The organism is Nocardioides litoris, from assembly GCF_006346315.1.
Taxonomy (GTDB): domain Bacteria; phylum Actinomycetota; class Actinomycetes; order Propionibacteriales; family Nocardioidaceae; genus Nocardioides; species Nocardioides litoris.
Genome location: NZ_VDMR01000009.1, coordinates 80,860 through 103,764, shown reverse-complemented (window position 1 = coordinate 103,764; position 22,905 = coordinate 80,860). Strand labels below are relative to the sequence as shown.

Genomic DNA, 22,905 nt, shown 5'->3' with positions numbered 1-22,905 from the left:
CGCCACCGCCTCCGCCCGCGGATGCAAGCAGACGACACAACGACGGCTGCTGCGCCCGGACGTCGACATGATCGCGTGGACCGTTCTGGTCCGTCAGGCGCAAACCGCGATGAGGACGCAGCCGTCAGTCCCGGCTCGGATGTGGCGTACCGACTCCTTCGTCACGGCTACGAAGTGCCCGACGTCGAGCGGGACCTCACTTCCGTCGACCACCAGCCATCCAGTCCCCCGAATGAGGGCGTAGGCATCCTCGACTCCGTCTTCGAGGTGGTCGTGGGGCTCGGTGCTGGCGCTGGGTGGCAACTCCACTTGATACAACGCGAAAGCGGACAGACCCAGCTGATCGCTGACTCGCTCGTCGTAGGGGCTTGCTGCGTAGTGCGGGCCGCGTTCGGCAGGCACGTCGTCGGCATGGATGATGGTGTACGACTTCCAGCGAGGCTATCGACGGTCGCCCGCACGTCGGCATGGTCGGGCGCATCCGTCCGAGCGCCGAGCACCCAGGACGGTCCGCGTCCGAACAGCGCCGGCCCGTGCACGTGCTGAGCTGGTCGCAGGGCGCGGCGCCGCGGCTGGAGCAGATGCGGTGGTCGGCACGTCCGCGCGAGGGGCCCGCGCGCCGACGTGAGCCACCATGGCAGGCCCGCAAGCGGCCACGGGTCGGCTGGTCCGCACCCTCGCCGGGTTCCCTGGCGGCCTCTGCACGACCGTCGTCGATGACGGCGAGCGAGTCGCGGTGCGGCCGAGCTCGGCCCGACCGGCACTGGTGACCACCCTCAGTCGATGGTGAGGAAGACCGGGGCCCAGCCGTTGTCGAGGGTGCCCGAGGACCAGAGCCCGTCGGAGGCGTCGACGCGGTAGGTGCCGGCCGGGAGGACGTCGCCGAGCCCGACGGTCAGCGAGCCCCGCGCGTCCGGGGTCCCGCCCAGGGGACCGGCCACCGCGCGCGCCGACTCGACGTCCTTCACGGTGAGGGTGACGGTGCGGCCGGGCTCCCACCCGGTGAGCAGCAGGGCACGACCCCCGTCAGCCAGGCTCACGCGCGGGTCGTAGTCCGGGACGTCGGTGAGGACCACCTCGACGACGTGGGTCCCCTCGCTCTGCCACGTCGCGTCGGTGACCTCGACGCGGTAGGCGCCCGTGTCCAGCCCCTCGGTGGAGCACACGAAGCGCCCGTCGTCGTAGGCGCAGGCACGGGCACCCCGTGAGTTCTGGCCGTTCGGCGGCAGCGGCGCGTCACCGTCGGCGAGCGTCACCCGGATCTCGCCGTCGGGATGGACGACCTCGCCCGTGATGTCCTCGCCCGGGGCCACGACCCGCTGGTCGCCCGCGGCGCCCAGCGGCGTGTCGACCAGACCCGAGCACCCGGTCACGAGCACCAGGCCGGCGACCACGATCGGGATGGGTGCCACGCGCCTCATGCCGGCACCGTACGAGCGGGGCGCGCAGGCCGTCGTGAGCACGGGGGCTCACTCCGGTCCGCGGCCGGGCAGCGGCTCTACCCGTCCCCGTCGATGTCGGGGATGTCGCGCACGGACTGCCACGGCCGGTGCACGGTGTAGACCGGGTCGCCGTCGAGGGGGTCGAGCCTGCAGTCGACGGTCCACCAGCGGCGGTCCACCGCGACCACGCGGGGCGTCAGGTAGCCCTCCCGGACGGCGTGGCAGCCCTCCGCGGCGTGCCCCAGGGCGACCTCGAAGCCTCCCCCCAGCAGGCCCGCCGCGACGACGAGCACCGCCGCAGGGACGAGCAGGCGGCGGGACGGCACCGGACCAGTATCCGGGTGGCCGGTGCACCCCTCGGCCGAGGTCGTCCGGCCCGGCGCGAGCCGGGACTCACGCTCCGCCGGACGACCCGGCCCGCCGGGCCGCCCGCCGGTCGGAACGGCGACGGACGAGGTGCACCAGCACGAGCAGCACGACGAGCGCGACGGCGGTCAGGGCGGCGTACCGGTTGAACGCCTCGACCAGGTCGACCGCCCGCCGGCCCACCAGGTAGCCGAGGGTGACCAGGATGGCGACGGTCAGGGCGGTGCCGAGGACGTCGAGGACCAGGAAGACCCACAGCCGCATGCGGGCGGTGCCGGCGGCGGCGTACACCAGGAAGCTGGGGACGGGGAGGAACCACGCGAGCAGCACCGCCGAGGGGCCCAGGCGGTGCATCACCTGCTCGACCCGCTTGGCGCGGGCGTGGGCGTCGGGGCGGCCGCTGCGCGAGAGCAGGGCCACCAGGGCACGGTCGCCCCAGCGGCGGCCGGCCCACCAGTAGATCCAGTCGGTCAGCACCCACAACGGCAGCCCGGCGAGGATCGCGACCGGCCACGACACGTCGCCCACCCTCACCCGCGCCCCGACCACGACGTCGGCGATCGACGAGCCGCTGATGAGCTGGATGAGCACCGGGTGGGGATCGAGCATGAGCGGGATGAGCGGCACCATGGCCAGGCCGTAGACGCCGCGGGCCACGATCAGCGCGACGAGGACCTTGTCGGCCCGCTGCGCCTCCCCCTCCCAGGGCCGGAAGCGCCGGTGGGTGGACGGCGGATCCGCGGTCGCGGCGTCCGCGGCACCTCCGGAGTCCATGGCCCCATCGTGCCGACCACCCGGTCGGCTGTCGGCCACCCCGCGGGTGGCGACGCATGATGGAGCGATGACGCGCGGATCCCGGTGGCCGGTGTGGTTCCCGACCGTCGCGTGGTCGGCGCTGGTCGCCGAGCTCGCCGCGGCGGCGGTGCTGCGCCCCGAGCAGTTCGAGGGGTTCGGGTGGACCGTGCGCGGGCTGGTCTACCCCGTCCTCACCGCGCTCCCGGCCGTCCTGTGGCGCGGCCGCGGACGGCCTGCGGGCGAGCGGCCGCCGTACGCCGCGTTCGGGCTGCTCGTGCTGCCGTTCTGGTCCGACGTGACGGCGACCTGGCTCGACCTCTACGCGCGCTTCGACTGGTGGGACAAGGCCAGCCACGCCGGCCACTGGTTCCTGATCGGGCTCGGGCTGGCCCTCCTCGCGCGGCCGGTGCTGCGACCGCGGTGGCTCCTGGTGCCGCTCGTCGGCGGCGCCGGCGCGCTGCTGGCGGTGCTGTGGGAGGTGCTGGAGTGGGCGCTGTTCTACCGCGAGCGCGGCGGCGACTACGGCGACACCCTCGGCGACCTGGTGCTCGGCACGACCGGGGCGGTCGTGGCCGCCACCCTCGTGGCGGTGCTCGGCTGGGGGCGCGGTCGTACCGTTGCCGGGGATGCCTGAACCCCGCAGCACCGCCCCGCGCCGGTGGGCCGTGGTCGCCGTCGTCGCCGCCCTGCTCGTCGCCGGGCCGCTCGCATGGCGTGCCCGGCCCGTGGCGGCCGACGACGCCACCGCGGCCGTGGTGGCCGAGCGCGTGCGCGCCTCGGCCGACGCGTCGTGGTCGGGCCTGGTCGAGACCTCCGGCGCCCTCCAGCTGCCCGCCGCCGACGAGCTCAGCGACCTGGGCCGGCTGCTGGGCGAGCGCACGCGGCTGCGCGCCTGGTGGCAGGACGACCGGCGGTGGCGGGTCGACGAGCTGCTGCCCGCGGGCGAGCACGGCCTGCGCCGCGACGGCGTCGGCCTGGTCTCGTGGGACTTCGAGCGCGACCGCGCCACCGTCAGCCGCGACCCCGACGTCCGGCTCCCCCGCTCCTCCGACGTGCTGCCGCCCGCCCTGGCCCGCCGGGTGCTGGACGGCGTCGGCGACGACGACCTCGAGCGCCTGTCGGACGAGCGGGTGGCCGGCCGCACCGCGCTCGGCCTCCGGGTGCGGCCGCCTTCACCGCTGTCGAGCATCGACCACGTCGACCTGTGGGCCGACCGCGAGACCGGCGTCGCCCTCCGGGTCGAGGTGTACGCCGACGGGCAGGCCGCGCCGTCGTTCACGACCGCCTTCGTGGAGCACGACCCGGGTCGGCCCGACGACGCCGAGGTCGGTCCGGTGACCGGCCAGCGCGTCGACGTCGAGTACGACGAGGCGCTCGACATCGCCGACGCGGCCAACCAGTACGCACCCCTGCGGCCGCCGGGCTCGCTGGTCGGGCTGCCGCAGGCCGAGGCCACCGACGGGGCCGTCGGGGTGTTCGGCGCGGGCACGACCCAGCTGGTCACGATCCCGCTGCGCGGCCGGGAGGCCGAGCCGTTCCGCGAGCAGCTGCAAGCCGTGCCCGGGGCCGCGGTGACCGCGGAGCGCACGGTGGCCGCGGTCGGTCCGCTGACGGTGGCGATCACCGGCTCCGACGACGGCGGGCTTCTGCTGGCTGGATGGGTGACGCCCGAGGCGATGGGCCGAGCCGCAGCCGAGGCCGTCGCGGGCTACGAGTACACGGGGGACCGATGAGCGAGCTGTCCCAGCGCCCGGTGGCGGTGCGCACCGAGAGCCTGACCAAGCGCTTCGGCCCGGTCACCGCCGTCGACGGCATCGACCTCGAGGTGCGTGAGGGCGACGTCTACGGGTTCCTCGGCGCCAACGGGTCCGGCAAGACCACCACTGTGCGGATGCTGCTGGGCCTGGTCCTGCCCACCTCGGGACGGGTCGAGGTGCTGGGCGAGCCGATGCCGTCGGCCTGGCGCCGGGTGCTCCCCCAGGTCGGCGCGATGATCGAGGGGCCCGCCGCCTACGGCCAGCTCTCCGGGCGCCGCAACCTGGCCCTGTTCGACGCCATGGCCGCCGACGGCGACCGGGCCAGCCGCGCCCGCCGGGTCGACGACGCGCTCGAGCAGGTCGGCCTGGGCGGGGTCGACAAGCGACCGGTCCGTGCCTACTCCCTCGGCATGCGTCAGCGCCTCGGCCTGGCCGGCGCCCTGCTCCGGCGGCCCCGGCTGCTGGTGCTCGACGAGCCGACCAACGGCCTCGACCCCCAGGGCATCCAAGAGATCCGACGGCTGCTGCTCGAGCTCAACGCGGCCGGCACCACCGTCGTCGTCTCCAGCCACCTGCTCGCCGAGATCGAGCAGACCTGCACCCGGGTCGGCGTGCTCGACCGCGGCCGCCTGGTCCTGCAGGACGAGCTCGACGACCTGCGCCGCCCCACCGGCCACGTCGAGCTCACCACGCCCGACGTCGGCCACGCGCTCGGCCTCCTCGGCGGCACGGTCGTGGCCCACGACGACCAGCGCCTGCTCGTGCGCGACCCCGACCCTGCGGCGGTCAACGCCCGTCTCGTCGCGGCCGGCGTGCGCGTCACCTCCATCGCCGCCGAGGTGCGCCGCCTCGAGGACGTCGTGCTCGCAGCCACCCGGGCCGGGTCCGACCGGTTCGACCGGCCCGACCGGCCCGACCGGCCCGACCGGCCCGACCGCGAGGAGGTGGCCGGGTGATCCCGGTCGAGCTGTCCAAGCTGCTCCGCAGCCGTCGTACGTGGATGACGATCGCGATGATCGACGCCCTCCCGGCCCTGGTGGCCGTGCTCCTGGCGGTCACCGACCTCGGCCCGCGGCCGGGCACCGGACCTGCGTTCCTCTCGGCGGTGCTGACCGACGGCACGCTCTACCCGCTGGCGGCCCTGGCCATCGTGCTGCCGCTGTTCCTGCCCATCGCGGTCGCCCTCACCGCCGGGGAGGCCGTGGCCGGGGAGGCCCAGCAGGGCACGCTGCGCTACCTGCTCGTCCGGCCGGTGGGCCGGGTGCGGCTGCTGGTGGCCAAGCTGGTCGCCTCGATGGTCTTCGTGGTCCTCGCGGTGCTCGTCGTGGCCGCCACCGCCTACGTGCTCGGGGTGCTCCTGCTGGGCGACGAGTCGATCACCGTCACGGGTCCGACGACGAGCGTGTCGGGCACCGCGCTGTCGACCCCCGAGCTCGTCGCGCGCACCGGGCTCGCCTTCGGCTACGCCATCCTCTGCATGCTCGGCGTGGCCTGCGTCGCGCTCTTCCTCTCGACCGTCGTCCGCACGCCCGCGGCCGCGGCCTTCGGCACCCTCGGGCTGCTCGTCGGCTCGACGGTGCTGCTCACGCTCGACGCCGCCCAGGTGCTGCACCCCTACCTGCCGACGCGCTACTGGATCGCGTTCGTCGACCTCTTCCGTGACCCGATCCTGTGGCGCGACATCGTGCGCGGCACGCTCCTGCAGCTGGCCTACGTCGTCGTCTTCCTCGGCGCCGCCTGGGCCAGCTTCGCCACCAAGGACGTCAGCGACTGACCTCGACCGACCGGGCTCAGCAGACGCCCGGTCCGGGCACGGCCGGCTCGGCCCCCGCCAGGGCCGCCTCGACCATCCCGGCGACCGCGGGGTCGCGGGGCAGCTCGGTGTGCGACACCGCCAGGTCGGGGCACACCTCCTGCACGGCGTACGACGTCGCGCCGGCGAGCGCGCCGGAGTCGGCCGGCACCACGGTGGCGTCACCCTCGGTCCAGACCGCGACCCAGGCCGGTCCGGGCGGGGTCTCGTCGCCGGCGTTGAGCTCGCGCAGCAGCGTGGAGCCGGGGTCGAGCTGGCGGCAGGCCTCGGGGCAGGTGGCGCCGCCGAGGGCGGCGCCGAGCGAGGTCAGGTCGGTGCCGTGCTGCGGGGACCCCAGGCTGACCGCGCGGCGCACCGTCGACCCGCCGCCGAGGTCGGCGACGTAGAGCCGCACCACGACGCCGCCGGCGGAGTAGCCGACGAGGTCGACCGACGGGGCGCCGGTCTCCCCCAGCACGCGGTCGACGGCGGCGGCCAGGTCGGCGGCCTGGTCCTCCAGGTCGCCGGTGCCGTCGCCTGCCGGAGCGACGACCCTTGCGTCGCGGCCGCTGGTGCGGAGCGCGTCGGCCAGCACCTCGAGACCGGCCGTGCTGCCGCCGTACCCGGGGACGAGCAGCACCGGCCCGGGCCGGTCCTGCGCGACGGGGTCGACCGGGTCGTCGCGCCGCACGAGCGCGACCACGACGACCGCCACCACCACGACGAGCAGGAGTCCGACCGCGCCCACCAGCACCCGCCGGCGGGCCGGGGCGAGGGAGGACCAGGTGTCGCGCACCCCTCCATCCTCCGGGGCGCGGACAACCGGCAGCAGACAGCCGGCAACCGGTTACGCGACGGGCTCGAGCCGGACCACCACGGCCTTCGACGCCGGCTGCCCGCTGGTGGTGGCCACGTCGTCGAGGGCCACGAGCACGTTGGTCTCCGGGTAGTAGGCGGCGGCGCTGCCCCGGGGCGTCGGGTAGGGCACGACGCGGAACCCGGCCGCGCGGCGCTCCGACCCGTCGTCGGCGACGCTGACGAGGTCGACCCGGTCGCCCTGCGCCAGGCCGAGGTCGGCGAGGTCGTCGGCGTGGGCCATCACGACCCGGCGGTCGCCGTGGATGCCGCGGTAGCGGTCGTCGTCGGTGTAGGGGACGGTGTTCCACTGGTCGTGCGAGCGCAGGGTCTGCAGCAGCAGGTGGCCCGCGGGCACGCGCGGCGCCGCCCCCTCGTTGACGGTGAAGCGGGCGTTGCCCGTCTCGGTCGGGAAGACGCCCTCGTTGACCGGGTTGGGCAGCCGGAACCCTCCGGGCTGGGCGGCCCGGCGGTTGTAGTCGTGGAAGCCGGGGACGACCCGGGAGACGTGGTCGCGGATGGTGCCGTAGTCGGCCTCGAAGGAGGCCCAGTCGACGTCGACCCGCTCCCCCACGGTCGCCCGGGCGATCCGGCTGAGCACCGCGACCTCGCTGAGCAGCAGGGGCGAGGCCGGCTCGAGCCGGCCGCGGGAGAGGTGGACCTCGCTCATCGAGTCCTCGACGGTGACGCCCTGCTCACCGCTGTCCTGCCGATCGCGCTCGGTCCGGCTGAGCACGGGCAGCACCAGCGCGGTCTCGCCGCACACCGTGTGCGAGCGGTTGAGCTTGGTCGAGACCTGCACCGTCAGCCGGCACCGGCGTACGGCGGCCTCGGTGGCCTCGCTGTCGGGCGCGGCGCGCACGAAGTTGCCGGCCACGCCCACGAAGACCTTGACCGTGCCGTCGCGCATCGCCCGGATCGTGCCCACCGCGTCGAGGCCGTGGTGGCGCGGCGGGTCGAAGCCGAACTCGGCCTGCAGGGCGTCGAGGAACGTGTCGGGCATCTGCTCCCAGATGCCCATGGTCCGGTCGCCCTGCACGTTGCTGTGGCCGCGCACCGGACAGGCGCCGGTGCCGAGGCGTCCGACGTTGCCGCGGAGCAGGAGGAAGTTGACGACCTCGCGGATCGTGGGCACGGCGTGGCGGTGCTGGGTCAGCCCCATCGCCCAGCACACGATGATCCGGTCGGCCCGCAGCACCTCCTCGGCGACCGTGTCGAGCTCGGCCCTCGTCAGGCCGGTCTGCGCGGCGACGTCGTCGAGGTCGACGGCGCGCACGTGGGCGGCGAAGGCGTCGAACCCGTCGGTCGCGGCGTCGATGAACTCCTGGTCCAGGACGGTGCCCGGCGCGTGGTCCTCGGCCTCGAGCAGGAGCTTGTTGACCCCCTGGAACAGGGCCAGGTCCGACCCGGGGCGCACCTGCAGCAGGTGGTCGGCGATCTCGGTGCCGGCCCCGACCACCCCGCGCGGCTTCTGGGGGTTCTTGAACCGCTTCAGGCCGGCCTCGGGGAGCGGGTTGACCGCGATGATGCGGGCCCCGCGCCGCTTGGCCGCCTCCAGCGCCGAGAGCTGGCGCGGGTGGTTGGTGCCCGGGTTCTGGCCGACGACGAAGATGAGGTCGGCATGCTCGATGTCGAGCAGGCTGACCGTGCCCTTGCCGGTGCCGAGGGTCTCGTGCAGCGCGAACCCGCTCGACTCGTGGCACATGTTGCTGCAGTCGGGGAGGTTGTTGGTGCCGAAGGCGCGGGCGAACAGCCCGAGCGTGAACGCCGCCTCGTTGCTGACCCGGCCCGAGGTGTAGAACGCGGCCTCGTCGGGCGAGTCGAGGCCCCGCAGCTCGCCGGCGACGAGGGCGACGGCGTCGTCCCAGCCGATGGGCTCGTAGTGGTCGGACCCCGGCCGCTTGACCATCGGCTCGGTCAGGCGGCCCTGCTGGTTGAGCCACTTGTCGGAGCGGGTGGCCAGGTCGGAGACCGGGTGCTCGGCGAAGAACTCCCGGGTGACCCGCTTGCTGGTCGCCTCGTCGTTGATGTGCTTGGCGCCGTTCTCGCAGTACTCGTTGCGGTGCCGCTTGCCCGGCTCGGGGTCGGGCCAGGCGCAGCCGGGGCAGTCGATGCCGTCGACCTGGTTCATCGTCAGCAGGGTGATCGCGGTCTTCGTGGGCGAGGTCTGCGAGAGCGAGTACCCCAGGGCGTGCGCCACCGCGGGCACGCCCGCCGCCCAGTCCTTGGGCTCGGTGACCTCCAGCTGGTCGCCGTCGGTCGAGGCGTCGGGGTCCTGGGCGTTGGTGGGCACGGTGGGTCCTCCGGTGCTGCGGTCGGTCGGGGGTCGGGTCGGGGTGGGGGTGGCGGCGGGGTCAGCCGTGGACCCAGCCCGGGTGGGCCGGGGCGTCCTTCTCCACGGCGGTGACCCGGCCGCGGCGGATGGTGCCGCGCCAGGTCTCGCCGGCGTCCCCGACGCCCTCGACGAAGCGGCCGAAGGCGGCGAGCTGGGCGACGGCGAGGCGGCGTACGACGGGCTCGGACCAGCGGTGCGCGAGCACGTCGTCGTCGAGCACGAGCCGCACCCGGGTCCGACGTTCCCCGGTCGCGGCGAAGGTCACCTCGCCGCGGTGCGGGAACCGGCTGTCGAGGCTGCGCCACGCGACGCGCTCGTCGGGGTGCTGCTCGACGACCTCGGCCTCGAACTCGTGGTGCAGCGGTCCGCGGCCCAGGCGCCAGCGGGTCACGGTCGGGCGCACCTGGGTGACCGCCTGCACCAGGGGCATGAAGCGGGGGAACGACTCGAACCGGGTCCACCGGTCGTACGTCGTGCGCAACGGTGCCGCGACGTCGACCACCACCTCGATCGCCATGTCCCCACCGCACCACGGGGGCGCCCGGGGGTGCTTGGCCCGCAGGGGTGACGGCCTCCAGGTCCCCTCCGATCGGGGGTGGGGCGCGAGGCGGGGCCGACCTACCGTCGAGGACATGGCCCAGCTGACGACCGACCGACCGGCCACCGCCAGCGCCGGCAGCGCCCTGCCGTGGATCGTGCTCGTCGCGGCCCTGGCCCAGGTCGTGGCCCCCGCCGTCACCATCAACGGGCCCGGCGCGTCGCCGGGCAGCGGCGCCGGCGCCGACCTGCTGATCACCCCGGTCGGCTGGGCGTTCTCGATCTGGGGCGTCATCTACACCCTCGCCATCGCCCAGGCCGTGGCCGGCGTGCTGCCCGCCGCCCGCGAGGCCGGCGCGGCGCTCCCGGTGCGCTTCCGGTGGGACCAGGTCGCCCTGTACGCCGCCGCGGTGCTGTGGATCGTCATGGCCGCCCTCGACAGCAGCACGTTGACCTTCCTCGCGCTGGCCCTGATGTTCGTCGCGGCGGTCGACGGCGTGCTGACCCTGGCCCGGGCCGACCTGCCCCGCGGCTGGTTCGCCACGCTGACCCGCATCGCGTGGGGCCTGTTCGCCGGCTGGGTCTCGGCCGCGTTCTTCCTCAACGCCTCCACCGCGATGGTCGGCTGGGACTGGTTCGGGGCCCGCGAGCTCGGCTGGCAGCTCGCACTGCTGGTGGTCGCAGCGGTGACCGTGACCACCCTGGTCGTGGTCGGGCGCCTGGCCGCCTTCGCCGTGGCGGGGGCCTGGGCCTTCATCGGCATCACCGTCACCGGCCTCGACGACGGCACCACCGAGGTCACCGTGCTGGCGGCCGCCGCCGTGGTCGTCGTGGCCGTGGCCGGCGTGCTCGCCGCCCGCCCGCCGGCCGGGTCCCGCCCGGGCTCACGCCGGGCCTGAGACCACCTCGCCGGTCAGCCCGTCGACCAGCTGGGCCCCGGCCGGCGCCGACCGCAGTGCTCGGAGGGCGATCGCCCGCCGGTCCCACGAGGGCGGGTCGTCGTCGAGGCCCGGGCCCACCAGGACCCACCGACGCAGGGCCCGTGGTCCGCGCGGCGGGCGCTCCGGCTCGGGCTCTCGGTCGGCCAGGTCGACGTACGGCTCGGTGAGCGCGGCCAGCAGGCGGGACGCCCGCACCCGCCCGATGCCGGGGTGGCGGCGCAGGCCGTCGGCGCCGGCGGCGGCGATCGCCGCGACGCTGCCGTACGACGCCAGCAGGCTGCGCGCCATGACCGGGCTGATCCCGGGCACGACCGACAGCATCACCTCGGCCTGGGCCGAGGGGTGCCGGGGCGCCCGCCGCGGACCCTCGCCCGGCGTCGTCGGCGCGCTGCGGCGGGCCCGCTTGGCGAGCCGGGCGATCCAGGCCGCGCTGTCCTCGGCGTCGAGGCTGTGCAGCACGGTCACGCCGTCCTCGACGAGGCGGCACACCGCCCCGCGCCACGCGTCCTCGGCGATCCCACGCGGCTCGCCCTCGACCATGAGCACGGCCTGCGGGAACGCCGACTGCAGCCGCGTCGCCTGGTCGAACAGCCGGCCGTCGCGGATCGAGGACCCCAGGTCGACGGGGCCCTTGCGCTCGACCGCGAGGCCCGGCCCGAGCACGTAGTCGCCGACCGGGAGGTCGGTCAGTGCCACCTCGAGGCCGGCCGCGGCCAGCGCCTCGGGGATGCCGCTCCCCCGCTCGCGGTGGTCGACCAGGACCTCGCCCGGCACCTGTGCGTCGCCCACCCCTCGACGCTACGGGTGGGGCTCTCAGACCGGGAGGTCGACCCCGGTCAGGTCCACGACCCGCTCCACGACGGCGGCGCGGAAGGCGGGGTCGAGGGCGGCCGGGTGGGGGTCCTGGGTGGCGTGGTGGCGCCAGTACCCACCGGTGCGGGGGTCGATCTCCGCCTCGGGCGCGGTGGCCAGCCAGACCTGGGTGCGGTGGCCCTCCTCGAGGTCGTCGGGCGCACCCGCACCCCCCATCCGGGTCGGCACCCACCCCGGGTCGACGGCGTGCCAGAGCACGTCGGGCTGCGCCTCGGCGAGGTGGAGGACGAGCGCGGTGACCCACAGCTTGCTGTCCTCGTACGACGACGCGCGGGCCGCACCCACCTCGGCCCGTCCGCCGCGGTGCATCGAGCTGCTCAGCACGACCGAGCGGCCCGGCCGGGGCAGCCGGGCGGCGAGCACCCACGGCGCGAGGACGTTGACGGTGCGCACGTCGGGCCCCCGCATCACGCCCGCGTTGTGGACGACGGCCTCGAGGGGACCGTGGGCGGCCAGCCGGTCGGCGAGGGCGGCGACGGCGTCGAGGTCGGCCAGGTCGGCGGCCACCGCGTCGGCGACCCGGTCGAGCACCGCAGGGTCCTCGACCCGGTCGAGGCTGCGCGCGTGCAGGACGACGTCGTGGCCGGCGTCGAGCAGCGCGCGCACGGCGGCCAGGCCGAGGCCGGTGGAGGCACCGGTGACGAGGACGGTCACGAGGCCATCACAGCAGCGTGCGCCAGTAGCTCCAGAACTGCACCAGCGCGGTGGCCACGAACGCGGCGTACCAGACGAGGAGCAGCACCCAGCGTGCCCGCCACACCGCGGTGGCCGCGCCCCGGGTGGCGGCGAACGACCCGGCGGCGACCAGCACCGACCACAGCGCGACGGGCAGGGTCACGGTCCACACGACCAGGCACCACGGGCACAGGGCGCCGATCTCGAACATCGACTGGTAGGCCAACCAGTGCACGAAGCCGGCACCCACGACGCCGCCCGCGGCCAGCCCGGCCAGCACGCCCCGCGGCAGCCGGACCCCGGAGGCGAGCAGCACGCCGAGGGTGACCACGACCGAGAACCCGACGATGCCCATGAGCGGGTTGGGGAACCCGAGCACCGACGCCTGGTCGGTGCGCATGATCGACCCGCACGACAGCACCGGGTTGAGGTTGCAGCTCGGGACGTAGGAGGGGTCCTCGAGGATCTTGTACTTGTCGACGGCCAGCGTGAACGCCGCGGCCAGGCCCAGCAGCCCGAGCACCGCCAGCACGACGCCCCAGGCCCGCGTCGGCCGCGGGGTGCGCCGCTCGCGGGCCAGCAGCGCCAGCACCTCGTCGTCGCTGAGGTGGTCGAGGTCGTCGCGCTCGGCCACGGCCACGCCGTCGCGGTGGCCGGACCGGTCCGCACCGCGCCGCCGGTCGAGCCGGTCGACGGCGCCGAGGTCGTCGTGCGAGGGGTTCGTCGTGGTCATCTGCTCCCGTCCTCCCGAGCCGCCCACATGCTACGACCGTGCTGGTGGCGTCCCGGAGCGCGCGACGACGACCCGCTGGGTGCGGACGACGGCCGGGCGTCCGGCCGCGCGGAAGGTGACGACCGCGACGACCGTGCGGGTCCCGGCGCCGGTGAGGGCCCGCCGCCCGGCCGGGGTCAGCCGTACGACGACCGGGACCGCGCCCCGACGGGTCGACCGCGCCGACGCGGTGCCCCACGTGGTGCGGCCGCCCGGCGCCCGCAGGACGACGCGCACCCGGCCCGCCCGGGGCACCCCGACCCGCGTGACGAGCCGACCGACCCGCGCGGGCGCGCGGACCTCCAGGGGCTCGTCGGAGAGGCGGGAGCCCCGGACGACCCGGACCCGCTGCGAGCGCACCACGAGGTGACCCGCGGGGTCGGCGACCGCGACCGCCACGGTGCGGGTCCCGGCACGCAGCACCACGGTGGCTGAGGGGCCGCGGGCACCGAGCACGGGACGCCCGTCGACGAACCAGGCGCGGCGCAGCGTCCGGCCCTCGGGGTCGCGGGCGGCGACCCGGAAGACGGCCCGGTCGCCGTCGGCGACCCGCGTCGGTCCGGTGAGCGTCGCGGTCGGCGGTCGGTCCGGCTGTGGCTGCGGTCCCGGGTCGGTCGGGCTGGGTCGCACCGTGAACCGCTGGGACCCGGTGGTGGTGGCCCCGTCGCCGTCGGTGACGTCGACCCGCACCACGCGGTCGCCGGCCTCCAGGACCACCGTCACCTCGCGACCCGACTGCTCGACGATCCGGCCGTCCACCGTCCAGCGGTGCTCGAGCTGACTGGTCCGGTCGTCGTCGGCGACGGCCTCGAGCACGACGGGCTGCCCGGCGACCACCTCGTCGGGACCGAGGATGCCGAGGAAGCGGGGTGGCTCGTTGGCGGCCTGCGACAGCGGTTGCGAGGCCACCGCCCGGTCACCGTCGGGGGCCGTGACGCGCACCGACACGCGCTGGGCCGTGCCGGGCGCGGAGACGACCGCCGCCGCCGTGGGGCCGGTGGCGTCGTCGAAGGCGGCGTCGTCGTCGAGGTCCCAGGCCACGGTGACCGGCCCGCCGTCGGGGTCGTCGGTCGCGTCCGGGTCGACGCGCAGCTCCACGCGCTGCCCCGCCCGCAGGTCGCCGGGCGGCTCGAGGGCGACCCGCGGCGCCCCGGTGCTGCGGGTCAGGCGGTGCGGCCGGATCCAGTCGCGGGGGGTCTGCCCCTCGAGGGCGACCCACCACGAGCCGTCGCGCTGCTCGGCCCAGGCAGGCTCCTCCGGACCGGGGCGCGCCGCCCCGTCAGGCCCCACGACGAGGAGGGGTTGCAGCGCACCGAGGGGCCCGGGGCCGTCGGCCTCGGCGTACTGGGTGCCGTTGACGGTGCGCACGACGAGCAGCGCCCGGCCGTCCTGCCCTGCCGCGTTCTGCAGGACGGTGGTGCAGCACCCCTGCTCGTCGACGCCCTCGACCTCCTGGACCGTGGCGGGCAACAGCCCGCTGCCCTCGACGGCGTACACCGGGGTGGGTCGGGTGGCGCCGAGCTCCTCCTGCGTGAACACGAACCGCCAGTGGTCGCCGTCGACCGCGAGTCGCGACCGGGACGGCCGCGCGCCCTGGAGCGACTCGTAGTCCACCCCGTCGCCGTCGACGCGGCGCAGGAGCACCTGCCCGCCGGTCCGCGTCCCGTCGCCGACGAACGGGGCACCGGCGAGGGCCACCTGCGAGACCACGCGGGTCTCGTACCGCTTGGTGCGGCCGGTCGAGGTGGGCTCGACCCGGTGCACCGGGCGCTCCTCGACCACGAGCACGGTCCCTCCGCCGGTGAGGGGTTGCATCTCCAGCGCGGCCACGGAACCGTCGGCGACGCGCGCCAGGTCGCGCTGGGTCCAGGTGCCGTCGGGCGTGCGGTCGGCGGAGGCGAGCACGACGTCGGAGGCGCCCGACGCGTCGGGCACCCGCCGGCTCGCGGCGAGCCGGACCGCCCCGGTGGCGTCGACCGCCAGTCGGACGTGCTGGGGCAGGCCGCGCTCGAACAGCTCGGTGTCCGTGCAGCCGTACGGTCCGCAGGCGGGGTAGCCGTCAGCGGACCAGACGAGCACCTCCGGAGGTCCCCACCCGTCCTCGCCGCGGACCCGGACCACCAGCGGCGGCGCCTGTCCCGGCGCCCGGGGCTCGGACTCGGCGTGCACGAGAGCGGCCTGCCCCCCGGGGCCGACGGCCAGCTGGGCCTGGACGAGCTCCCCCGAGAGCAGCGCCCCGTCGGGCCGCTCGGTGACGCGGAGCGGGTCGGACCAGGCGCCCCCCGGGTCGCGGTCGAGGACGTAGAGCTCGCGGTGGGACATCACCAGGACGTGCGCCGTGCCGTCGGGGCCGGCGACGAGGTCACGCACGAGCGCGTGGCGCAGCTCCGGGTGCTCCGCGACCACGCGCGCCCGTTCGTCGGGCCGGCGCTCGAGGATGCGCACGTGGTCGTCCTGCACCCCCTGGTCGACGCCCACGCGCACCTCGGTGCGGTCGGGGAGCACCAGGTGGCGGGCGGCGCCGGGCACGGCCCCGGCGGGAGGCACCTGCGGCGCGGGCTCCTCCGCCGACAGGTACGACGACCCGACGACCCGGCGCGAGTGCCGCTGGCGCCAGCGCCCACCGTCGGCCCCGACCGCGCTCACCCACACGTCGACCTGCTGGCCCGACGAGGCTGCCGGCAGCGTCAGCGCGACGTCCTGGGCGTCGCCGCTGACGCGCTCCTGCTGGTGCGGGAGCTGGCGGCAGTCAGCCCGGGCGAGCCTGGGTTCGTCGCACCCCACGAGCGAGACGTCGACGTGGTCGACCGGCGAGCCCGTCCAGGGGCCCAGACCGACGGTGAGGGTGTCACCGGGCCGCCACGGGCGACCGGACGGGCCGACCACGCGGACCTCGGACCCGTCGGCCGGTCGGGGACCGGTCGGTCCGACCGGAGGTCGGTCGTCGCCGAGGACGAGGGTGGCGAGACGGGCCGGGGAGCCGGCACCGGCCCCGTGGCCGGCGACGACGTAGTCACCGCCCGCGGTGGGGACGATCGCTGCCGTGCTCGGGAGGTCCGGAGACCCGTCCGCGAAGCCGACGTCCTGCGCACCGTCGCGGCCGAAGCGCAGCGCGACGGGACCGGGGTCGTCGGAGACGAAGGGCTTGTCGACCTGCACGACGACCACGAGCCGACCCTGCGGATCGAGCGTCACGGCGGTCGGCACGTCGATGACGTCACCGTCGACCGGCCCCGGCGGCTGGACGGCGCGGCTCACCCGACCGCCGTCACCGAAGGCCGTGTCGGGGGTCCCGTCGGGGTCGAGCACCTGCAGCAGCAGGTGGCCCGCGACGCCCTCGCGCCCGAGCCGGCACGTCGACGACACGGGCACCGGGAGCGTGCTCGTGACCGCGATGCGGCCGTCTGCGCCGACGGCGAGGCCGGGCTCGGCCTGCCTCTCGGCGTCGCAGGACGGCTGCGCGTCGGGGAGCCGCAGCACGCCCGCGGTGCCGAACGCCGGCACCGGGCGACCCGCGCCGTCGAAGGCGAGCAGGTAGGCCGAGCTGACGGTGCCGACCTGCTCTGTCACGTCCATCGTCCGTCGGCTGCGGGTGTCGGCCAGCACCAGGAAGCCGCCCCCCGGGGTCGCCGCCAGCCCGGAGGTGCGGACGCGGACCTCGATGAGACCGGTGTCGGCGTGCTCCGGTGAGGTCCACCGCACCTCCCCGCCGTCGCCGAAGAGCGGGTCGACCGACCCGTCGCGACGCACCCGCTGCACGACCACGTCGGTGGTGACGGCGTCCGCGCCGACCTGGCGCTGCTGGAGGGAAGTGACCACGGCCCCACCGTCGGCGGTCGCCAGCACCTCGGCACCCCGCAGCAGGGTGGAGCCGTCGGCCACGGGCAGCAGCGCGTGGCCCTGGGGCTCTCCGTCCGCCGCTGGGTACGCCGGGTCGGGTCGTCCGCGCCCGTCGAGGGCGAGGACGGCGAGCCGGTGGGTCTCGGGGCGGTCGTAGGTGCCGACGGGCCCGTGCACCGCGAGGGCCCCGCCGTCGGGACGGGCGGCGACGTCGCTGGTCCAGGACCACGAGCTGGTCGGCCCGCGGAAGGGCGCGAACCCGGCGCGACCGAAGTCCAGGCGTGGCTCGCCCGTCACCCCGTCGAGTTTGGCCACCGCACCCGGTGACCCGGCCGCGTTCCCGCGGCCGGCGGTGCCCGCCCGCACCAGCACCGCCCCGTCGGGGTAGCCCTCGACGGTGGTGCCGGGGGACGCCGCCAGGTCCGCGAGCCGCCCGTCGTACGCCGGCCAGACCTCACCCGCGCGCGGCTCGCCGTCCGCGCGGCCGACCGGGCCGTCGGCGGCGGTGGCCACCCCCGCCGGCAGGCCGGTGAGGGCCACCAGCACGGCGGAGGCGACGAGGACGGCGCGGCGGGGCATGGCCCATGGGACCACGATCCGGGGGCGGTCGGGACGCCTTTCGGGGGTCGCCCACGACCGGCTACGACCGGCGGCGCCGCCGACGCAGCGACGCGTCGACGAGGGCGGGCGGCGCGTAGCCGCGGTCGGCCTCGTTGAGCGTGGTGCCGGGCGGCACGACCACGTCGATGCGGTCGAGCAGGCCGTCGTCGAGGACGACCCGCTCGGCACCGAGCTGCGACTCCAGCTGCTCCATCGTGCGCGGCCCGATGATGGCCGAGGAGACGGCCGGGTGCTCGAGCACGAAGGCCAGCGCGAGCTGGACGAGCGTCAGCCCGGCCTCGTCCGCGAGGTCGGTCAGCCGGTGCACGGCGTCGAGCTTGGCGGCGTTCTCGGGGCTGGTCGGGTCGTGCCGCGCGGGCTGGCGCTGCAGCCGGCTCGAGGGCGGCGGCTGCTCACCGCGGCGGTAGCGGCCGGAGAGCCACCCGCCGGCGAGCGGGCTCCAGGGCAGCACCCCGACGCCGTACCGCTGGGCGAAGGGGAGCACGTCGCGCTCGACCTCGCGGGCCAGGATCGAGTACGGCGGCTGCTCGGTGACCGGGCGCTCGCGCTGGCGGCGCTCGGCGACCCACTGGGCCTCGACGAGCTGCGAGGGCAGGAAGGTCGAGGTGCCGACGTAGCGGACCTTGCCCTGCCGCACGAGGTCGGTGAGCGCGCCGAGGGTCTCGTCGACGTCGATCTCGGGCCGGGGCCGGTGCACCTGGTAGAGGTCGAGGTGGTCGGTGCCGAGCCGCCGCAGCGAGTCCTCGACCGCCCGGATGATCCAGCGGCGCGAGCTGCCGGCCCGGTTGGGGTCGTGGTCGTCCATCGCGCCGTGGAACTTGGTGGCCAGCACCACGTCGTCGCGACGGCCCTGCAGGGCCTTGCCGACGATCTCCTCCGACTCCCCACGGGAGTAGACGTCGGCGGTGTCGATGACGTTGATGCCGGCGTCGAGGGCGCGGTGGATGATGCGCACGCACTCGGCGTGGTCGGGGTTGCCCCACCGGCCGAACATCATCGCGCCCAGGGTCAGCGGGCTGACCTGGACCCCGGTGCGCCCCAGCGGGCGGTAGGACGAGACGTCCGTGCTGGTGGTGCTCATGCCGTCACCCTCTCCTGCCGGCCTCGTGCTCGGTCGACCGCCGGCCGGGGCAGTCCGAGGTGGTCGCGCAGCGTGGTGCCGGCGTACGCCGTCCGGAAGCGGCCGCGGGCCTGCAGCAGCGGCACCACCTCCTCGACGAAGACCTCGAGCCCGGCGGGCAGCACGGGCGGCATGACGTTGAACCCGTCGGCGGCGCCGGCGTCGGCCCAGGCCAGCATCGTGCCCGCCACCTGCTCGGGCGTGCCGACCACGGTGTGGTGGCCGCGGCCGCCGCCGAGCCGGCCGATGAGCTCGCGGACCGTCAGCCGCTCCCGCCGGGCCAGCGACACGATGAGCGTGTAGCGCGACTTGGCGCCCTCGATCTCGTCCTCGGCCGGCAGGTCGGCGGGCAGCGGGCGGTCGAGCGCGAGGTCCTCGGGGGCCAGGCGCAGGGTGCGCGCCAGCTGGTCGCGCGCGTGCTCGGGACGGATCAGCTCGTCGAGCTCGCGCTCCAGCGCCCGGGCCTCGGCCTCGGTCGACCCGAGCACCGGCACGATGCCCGGCAGCACGACGACGTGCTCGGGGTCGCGGCCGAGCCGGCGCGCGCGGTCCTTGACGTCGGCGCAGAAGTCCTGGGCCTCGGCGAGGGTCTGCTGGGCGGTGAAGACGGCCTCGGCGTGCCGGGCGGCGAACGCGCGCCCGTCCTGGGAGGAGCCGGCCTGCACCAGCACCGGGCGGCCCTGCGGCGAGCGCGGCAGGTTGAGCGGTCCGGCGACCCGGAAGTGCCGCCCCACGTGCTCGGGCGGGTGCACCTTCGTGGCGTCGCCCCACACGCCGGCGGCCTGGTCGGCGAGCACCGCGTCGTCGTCCCAGGAGTCCCACAGGGCCGTGGCGACCTCGACGACCTCCTCCGCCCGCTCGTAGCGGTCGCGGTGCGCCGGCAGCGCGTCGAGGCCGAAGTTGCGGGCCGCGTCGAGGGTCGCGGTGGTGACGACGTTCCACCCCGCGCGCCCGCCGCTGAGGTGGTCGAGGGAGGCGAAGCGGCGGGCCAGGTTCCACGGCTCGTCGTACGACGTCGACGCGGTCGCGACCAGGCCGATGCGCTCGGTGGCCAGCGCCATCGCGGCCAGCAGCAGCGTCGGGTCGAGCGTGCCCGCCGGGCGGCGGCCGACGTCGCCGACGAGGGCCGGGGAGTCGGCGAAGAACACCGAGTCCATCAGCCCGCGCTCGGCGGTGCGGGCGAGGGCGACGTAGTGGTGCACGTCGAGGGCCGCGGCCGGGTCGACCCCCGGCAGCCGCCACGCCGCCTCGTGGTGGCCGACGCCCATGAGGAAGGCGTTGAGGTGCAGCGGCCGCCGGCCGGTGCGCGCGGCCATCAGGCGCCCTCCCGGCCGGTCGTGCGGCCGGTCGTGCGGTCGGTCTTGCGGTCGGTGCCGCGGCTGCGGTCGGGCCGGTCGTGCGCGAGGTCGTCGGGGTCGGGGTCGTGCACGAGCCCGTCCTCGTCGACGTCGACGCCCAGGGCACCCAGCAGGCGCCGGCGCAGGGCGGCGAACCCGGCGTCGGCGGGGTCGCGGCGCGAGCCGAGCTCGACGCGCACGTCACTCTGCACGACGCCGTCGTCGAGCACGATGACCCGGTCGGCGAGCACGATCGCCTCGTCGACGTCGTGGGTCACGAGCAGGACGGCGGGCCGGTGCCGCTCGCACAGCTCGCGCAGGAGCGTGTGCATGTTGAGCCGGGTCAGCGCGTCGAGCGCCCCGAACGGCTCGTCGGCCAGCAGCAGCTCGGGGTCACGCACGAGCGAGCGGGCCAGGGCGGCGCGCTGCGCCTCGCCCCCGGACAGCTGGTGGGGCCAGGCCTTCTCGCGCCCGGCGAGGCCGACCTCGGCCAGGGCCCGGCGTCCGCGCTCGCGGGCGTCGCGCCCGTCGAGGCCGAGGACGACGTTGTCCAGGACCCGCTTCCACGGCAGCAGGCGCGAGTCCTGGAAGACCATCGACACCTTGGCCGGCACGCGGACCCGCCCGTGGCCGTCGACGCCGCGGTCGAGCCCGGCCAGGGCCCGCAGCAGCGTGCTCTTGCCGCTGCCGCTGCGGCCGATGAGGGCGACGAACTCCCCCGCCCCGATGCGCAGGTCGAGGCCGTGGAGGACCCCGCCGGTCCGGTTGAAGCTGCGGTGCAGGGCCTCGACCTCCACGGCCGGGCGCACCGCCTCTAGCTCTCGAGTGTCCGTCGCCACGTGAGCGCCTTCCTCCCGATCAGGCGTACGGCGCCGTCGGCCGCCAGGCCGAGGACGGCGTACACGACGAGCCCGACGACGATGACGTCGGTCTGCCCATAGCTGGACGCGAGCGTGATCATGTAGCCGATGCCGCTGGTGGCGTTGACCTGCTCGACGACGACCAGGGCCAGCAGGGCGGAGGTGACCGCGAACCGCAGCCCGAGCAGGAACCCGGGCAGGGCGCCGGGCACGACCACCTGGCGCAGGAAGGCCAGGCGGCCCAGGCCGATGGTCTCGGCCAGCTCGGCGTACCGGCTGTCGATGCCGCGCAGGCCGTGGTGGGTGTGGATGTAGATCGGCACGAGGACGCCCAGGGCGATCGTGCAGACCTTCATCTCCTCCCCGATGCCGAACCAGAGGATCAGCAGCGGGATGAGCGCCAGGCTCGGGATCGAGCGCTTGACCTGCACCGGCCCGTCGATGACGGCCTCGCCGAGGCGGAACAGGCCGGCGACCACCGCGAGCACCAGGCCCACCGCGACCCCGAGCCCGAGGCCGAGCGCGGCCCGGGTGGCCGAGGTGACGAGGCCGTCCTGCAGGCGGCCGTCGGCCCACAGCTCGCGGGCGGTCTCGAGGACGGTCCACGGCGCGGAGAGGGTGCGCTCGTCGAGGAGCCCGGTGGCCGAGCCCACGACCCAGCCGGCCAGGAGCAGCACCGGCCCGAGGAGGATGCCGCCGGGGACCCGGCGGCCGGGGCCGAGGCGGCGCAGCCGCACCCGGTCGTCGGTCGGCGTGCCGGCGATCCGCGTGCCGGCCGCGACCTGCTCGCTGCGGGTCAGGGTCGGGGTGCTCACGAGGCCGCCTTCTCGGACTGCTCGCCCGACGGCGCGGCCTCGGCCGCCGGCTCGTAGCGCCGGTCGTAGAGCGAGGCGACGTCGAGGGGCTCGTGGCCCTGCTCGGAGGCGAGGAGGTCGGCGGTGGCCTGGTGCTCGGTGACCACCTCGTCCCAGGTGGGCGGGACCTCGTAGGTGCCGAGGGCGGTCACGAGCGCCGTGGCGTCCTCGGGCGCGAGGCCCTCCTTCTCCACGTAGTAGCCCTGGGCGAACTCGTCGGGGTGCTCGTCGACCCACGCGACCGCCTCGGCCCAGACCTCGGTGTACTTCTTCAGGGCCGCGGCCTTGTCCGCGTCCTCGAGGGTCTCGGTCGGCACGTACAGGTGCCAGTAGTCGTCGCGGGTGCCGGGCGCGATGGTGGTGCCGCCCTCGGCGCCGTACTTGGCCAGGAAGGGCGGCACGAGGGTCTGCCCGAGCGGGGCCACGTCGACCTGCCCGCTGCCGAGGGCGTTGACGTAGACGTCGTCGACGCTGGCCATCTCGACCAGCTGCACGTCGTCCTGGGCCAGCCCGGCCTCCTGGAGCACCTTGAGCACGAGCGCCCCCTGGGCCTGGCCGGGACTGTAGGCGATCTTCTTGCCGCGCAGGTCGGCGGTCTCGGCGACGTCGACGCCGGGCGCGACCCCCAGCTCGTACGTCGGGTGCTCGAGCGGGTCGACGGTGAGGCGGGTGGCCACGATCTTGACGTCGGTGCCGGTCCAGGTGGCGAACAGCGGCGGGATGTCGGCCACGGCGCCCACGTCGAGGGCGTCGGCCCGGAAGGCCTCGAGCGTCTTGGGGCCGCCGCTGATGTTGGCCCACTCGACGTCGAAGGGCAGCTCGTCGTCGAGCCCGGAGAGCTCGAGGGCGGCCTGGGTGGTCGGGTCACCGATGCGCAGGACGGTGCCGGCCGGCACGTCGTCGGGGACCGGGGCGGAGGCGTCGAGCCGGGGGCCGGCCTCCTCGCCGCCGCAGCCGGCCAGAGCGAGGGTCGCGACGACACCGGCGGCGGTCAGCGCCGCCAGGCGTCGTCGGCCGGGCGGCCGGGTGGGTCGGGGTGCGTGGGACACAGGATCTCCTCGGGGGGTGGTTCGTTCTTGTGTATCTACATTGACACAGTAGACATATGCGGCGCTGCAGCGACTCGCGGAGTG

General features: G+C 75.8%; 20 protein-coding genes. 5 read left to right on the top strand and 15 right to left on the bottom strand.

Features of this window, described 5'->3' with window-relative positions:
• Positions 1-776 precede the first annotated feature (776 nt).
• From FJQ57_RS20190 to FJQ57_RS20180, 3 genes are all read right to left on the bottom strand, one after another.
• Positions 777-1,421 carry a hypothetical protein gene (locus FJQ57_RS20190; RefSeq protein WP_139983840.1) on the bottom strand — a complete coding sequence of 215 codons (645 nt, stop codon included), beginning with the start codon at positions 1,419-1,421 and terminating at the stop codon, positions 777-779.
• 77 nt (positions 1,422-1,498) lie between these two features.
• Positions 1,499-1,768: a hypothetical protein gene (locus FJQ57_RS20185; RefSeq protein WP_139983838.1), complete on the bottom strand. Its 270-nt coding sequence runs from the start codon at positions 1,766-1,768 to the stop codon at positions 1,499-1,501.
• Between the two features lie 67 nt (positions 1,769-1,835).
• Positions 1,836-2,582 (bottom strand): DedA family protein, encoded by a 747-nt coding sequence (locus tag FJQ57_RS20180; RefSeq protein ID WP_139983836.1) that lies wholly within the window; start codon positions 2,580-2,582, stop codon positions 1,836-1,838.
• 67 nt (positions 2,583-2,649) lie between these two features.
• On the opposite strand from FJQ57_RS20180, the gene FJQ57_RS20175 reads away from it, so the two are divergent.
• Genes FJQ57_RS20175 through FJQ57_RS20160 form a run of 4 tightly spaced genes read left to right on the top strand, consistent with a single transcriptional unit; the run spans position 2,650 to position 6,134 of the window.
• Positions 2,650-3,237 carry a DUF2238 domain-containing protein gene (locus tag FJQ57_RS20175; RefSeq protein ID WP_139983834.1) on the top strand — a complete coding sequence of 196 codons (588 nt, stop codon included), beginning with the start codon at positions 2,650-2,652 and terminating at the stop codon, positions 3,235-3,237.
• Positions 3,230-4,336, top strand: coding sequence for a LolA-like protein (locus FJQ57_RS22715; RefSeq protein ID WP_170219529.1), 1,107 nt, complete (start codon positions 3,230-3,232; stop codon positions 4,334-4,336). The genes FJQ57_RS20175 and FJQ57_RS22715 overlap by 8 nt, the downstream gene beginning before the upstream one ends.
• Complete coding sequence (locus FJQ57_RS23695) at positions 4,333-5,316, top strand: ABC transporter ATP-binding protein (RefSeq protein WP_139983832.1); 984 nt, start codon at positions 4,333-4,335, stop codon at positions 5,314-5,316. Before FJQ57_RS22715 ends, FJQ57_RS23695 begins: the two co-directional genes overlap by 4 nt.
• Entirely contained in the window at positions 5,313-6,134 is an 822-nt protein-coding gene (locus FJQ57_RS20160) for an ABC transporter permease (RefSeq protein ID WP_139983830.1), read from the top strand. The genes FJQ57_RS23695 and FJQ57_RS20160 overlap by 4 nt, the downstream gene beginning before the upstream one ends.
• Before the next feature lie 16 nt (positions 6,135-6,150).
• Here FJQ57_RS20160 and FJQ57_RS20155 read toward each other — a convergent pair whose 3' ends face one another.
• The 3 genes from FJQ57_RS20155 to FJQ57_RS20145 all read right to left on the bottom strand — a co-directional run bounded on the left by FJQ57_RS20155 (position 6,151) and on the right by FJQ57_RS20145 (position 9,859).
• A complete protein-coding gene (locus tag FJQ57_RS20155; RefSeq protein ID WP_211349221.1) occupies positions 6,151-6,948 on the bottom strand; it encodes a lipase family alpha/beta hydrolase in 798 nt (265 codons plus the stop codon).
• Positions 6,949-6,999: 51 nt separating this feature from the next.
• Positions 7,000-9,300 (bottom strand): FdhF/YdeP family oxidoreductase, encoded by a 2,301-nt coding sequence (locus FJQ57_RS20150; protein WP_139983828.1) that lies wholly within the window; start codon positions 9,298-9,300, stop codon positions 7,000-7,002.
• Positions 9,301-9,361: 61 nt separating this feature from the next.
• Complete coding sequence (locus FJQ57_RS20145; protein WP_139983826.1) at positions 9,362-9,859, bottom strand: SRPBCC family protein; 498 nt, start codon at positions 9,857-9,859, stop codon at positions 9,362-9,364.
• A 115-nt stretch (positions 9,860-9,974) separates the two neighbouring features.
• On the opposite strand from FJQ57_RS20145, the gene FJQ57_RS20140 reads away from it, so the two are divergent.
• Positions 9,975-10,778 carry a hypothetical protein gene (locus FJQ57_RS20140; protein ID WP_139983824.1) on the top strand — a complete coding sequence of 268 codons (804 nt, stop codon included), beginning with the start codon at positions 9,975-9,977 and terminating at the stop codon, positions 10,776-10,778.
• Here FJQ57_RS20140 and FJQ57_RS20135 read toward each other — a convergent pair.
• The 9 genes from FJQ57_RS20135 to FJQ57_RS20095 form a co-directional block, all read right to left on the bottom strand.
• Positions 10,764-11,609: an ERCC4 domain-containing protein gene (locus tag FJQ57_RS20135; RefSeq protein WP_139983822.1), complete on the bottom strand. Its 846-nt coding sequence runs from the start codon at positions 11,607-11,609 to the stop codon at positions 10,764-10,766. The genes FJQ57_RS20140 and FJQ57_RS20135 overlap by 15 nt on opposite strands.
• Before the next feature lie 24 nt (positions 11,610-11,633).
• Entirely contained in the window at positions 11,634-12,347 is a 714-nt protein-coding gene (locus FJQ57_RS20130; protein WP_139983820.1) for an SDR family NAD(P)-dependent oxidoreductase, read from the bottom strand.
• A 7-nt stretch (positions 12,348-12,354) separates the two neighbouring features.
• Positions 12,355-13,101, bottom strand: coding sequence for a vitamin K epoxide reductase family protein (locus tag FJQ57_RS20125; RefSeq protein WP_139983818.1), 747 nt, complete (start codon positions 13,099-13,101; stop codon positions 12,355-12,357).
• A 30-nt stretch (positions 13,102-13,131) separates the two neighbouring features.
• Positions 13,132-17,559, bottom strand: a complete 4,428-nt coding sequence (locus tag FJQ57_RS20120) for a hypothetical protein (RefSeq protein ID WP_139983816.1) — start codon at positions 17,557-17,559, stop codon at positions 13,132-13,134.
• Positions 17,560-17,620: 61 nt separating this feature from the next.
• Positions 17,621-18,682, bottom strand: coding sequence for an aldo/keto reductase (locus tag FJQ57_RS20115; RefSeq protein ID WP_139983814.1), 1,062 nt, complete (start codon positions 18,680-18,682; stop codon positions 17,621-17,623).
• Complete coding sequence (locus FJQ57_RS20110; protein WP_139983812.1) at positions 18,679-20,037, bottom strand: LLM class flavin-dependent oxidoreductase; 1,359 nt, start codon at positions 20,035-20,037, stop codon at positions 18,679-18,681. The genes FJQ57_RS20115 and FJQ57_RS20110 overlap by 4 nt, the downstream gene beginning before the upstream one ends.
• Positions 20,037-20,867 (bottom strand): ABC transporter ATP-binding protein, encoded by an 831-nt coding sequence (locus tag FJQ57_RS20105; protein WP_246081938.1) that lies wholly within the window; start codon positions 20,865-20,867, stop codon positions 20,037-20,039. Before FJQ57_RS20105 ends, FJQ57_RS20110 begins: the two co-directional genes overlap by 1 nt.
• A gap of 5 nt (positions 20,868-20,872) precedes the next feature.
• Positions 20,873-21,733, bottom strand: a complete 861-nt coding sequence (locus tag FJQ57_RS20100; protein ID WP_246081937.1) for an ABC transporter permease — start codon at positions 21,731-21,733, stop codon at positions 20,873-20,875.
• Positions 21,730-22,821, bottom strand: a complete 1,092-nt coding sequence (locus FJQ57_RS20095) for an ABC transporter substrate-binding protein (RefSeq protein WP_246081936.1) — start codon at positions 22,819-22,821, stop codon at positions 21,730-21,732. Before FJQ57_RS20095 ends, FJQ57_RS20100 begins: the two co-directional genes overlap by 4 nt.
• Positions 22,822-22,905: the final 84 nt, after the last annotated feature.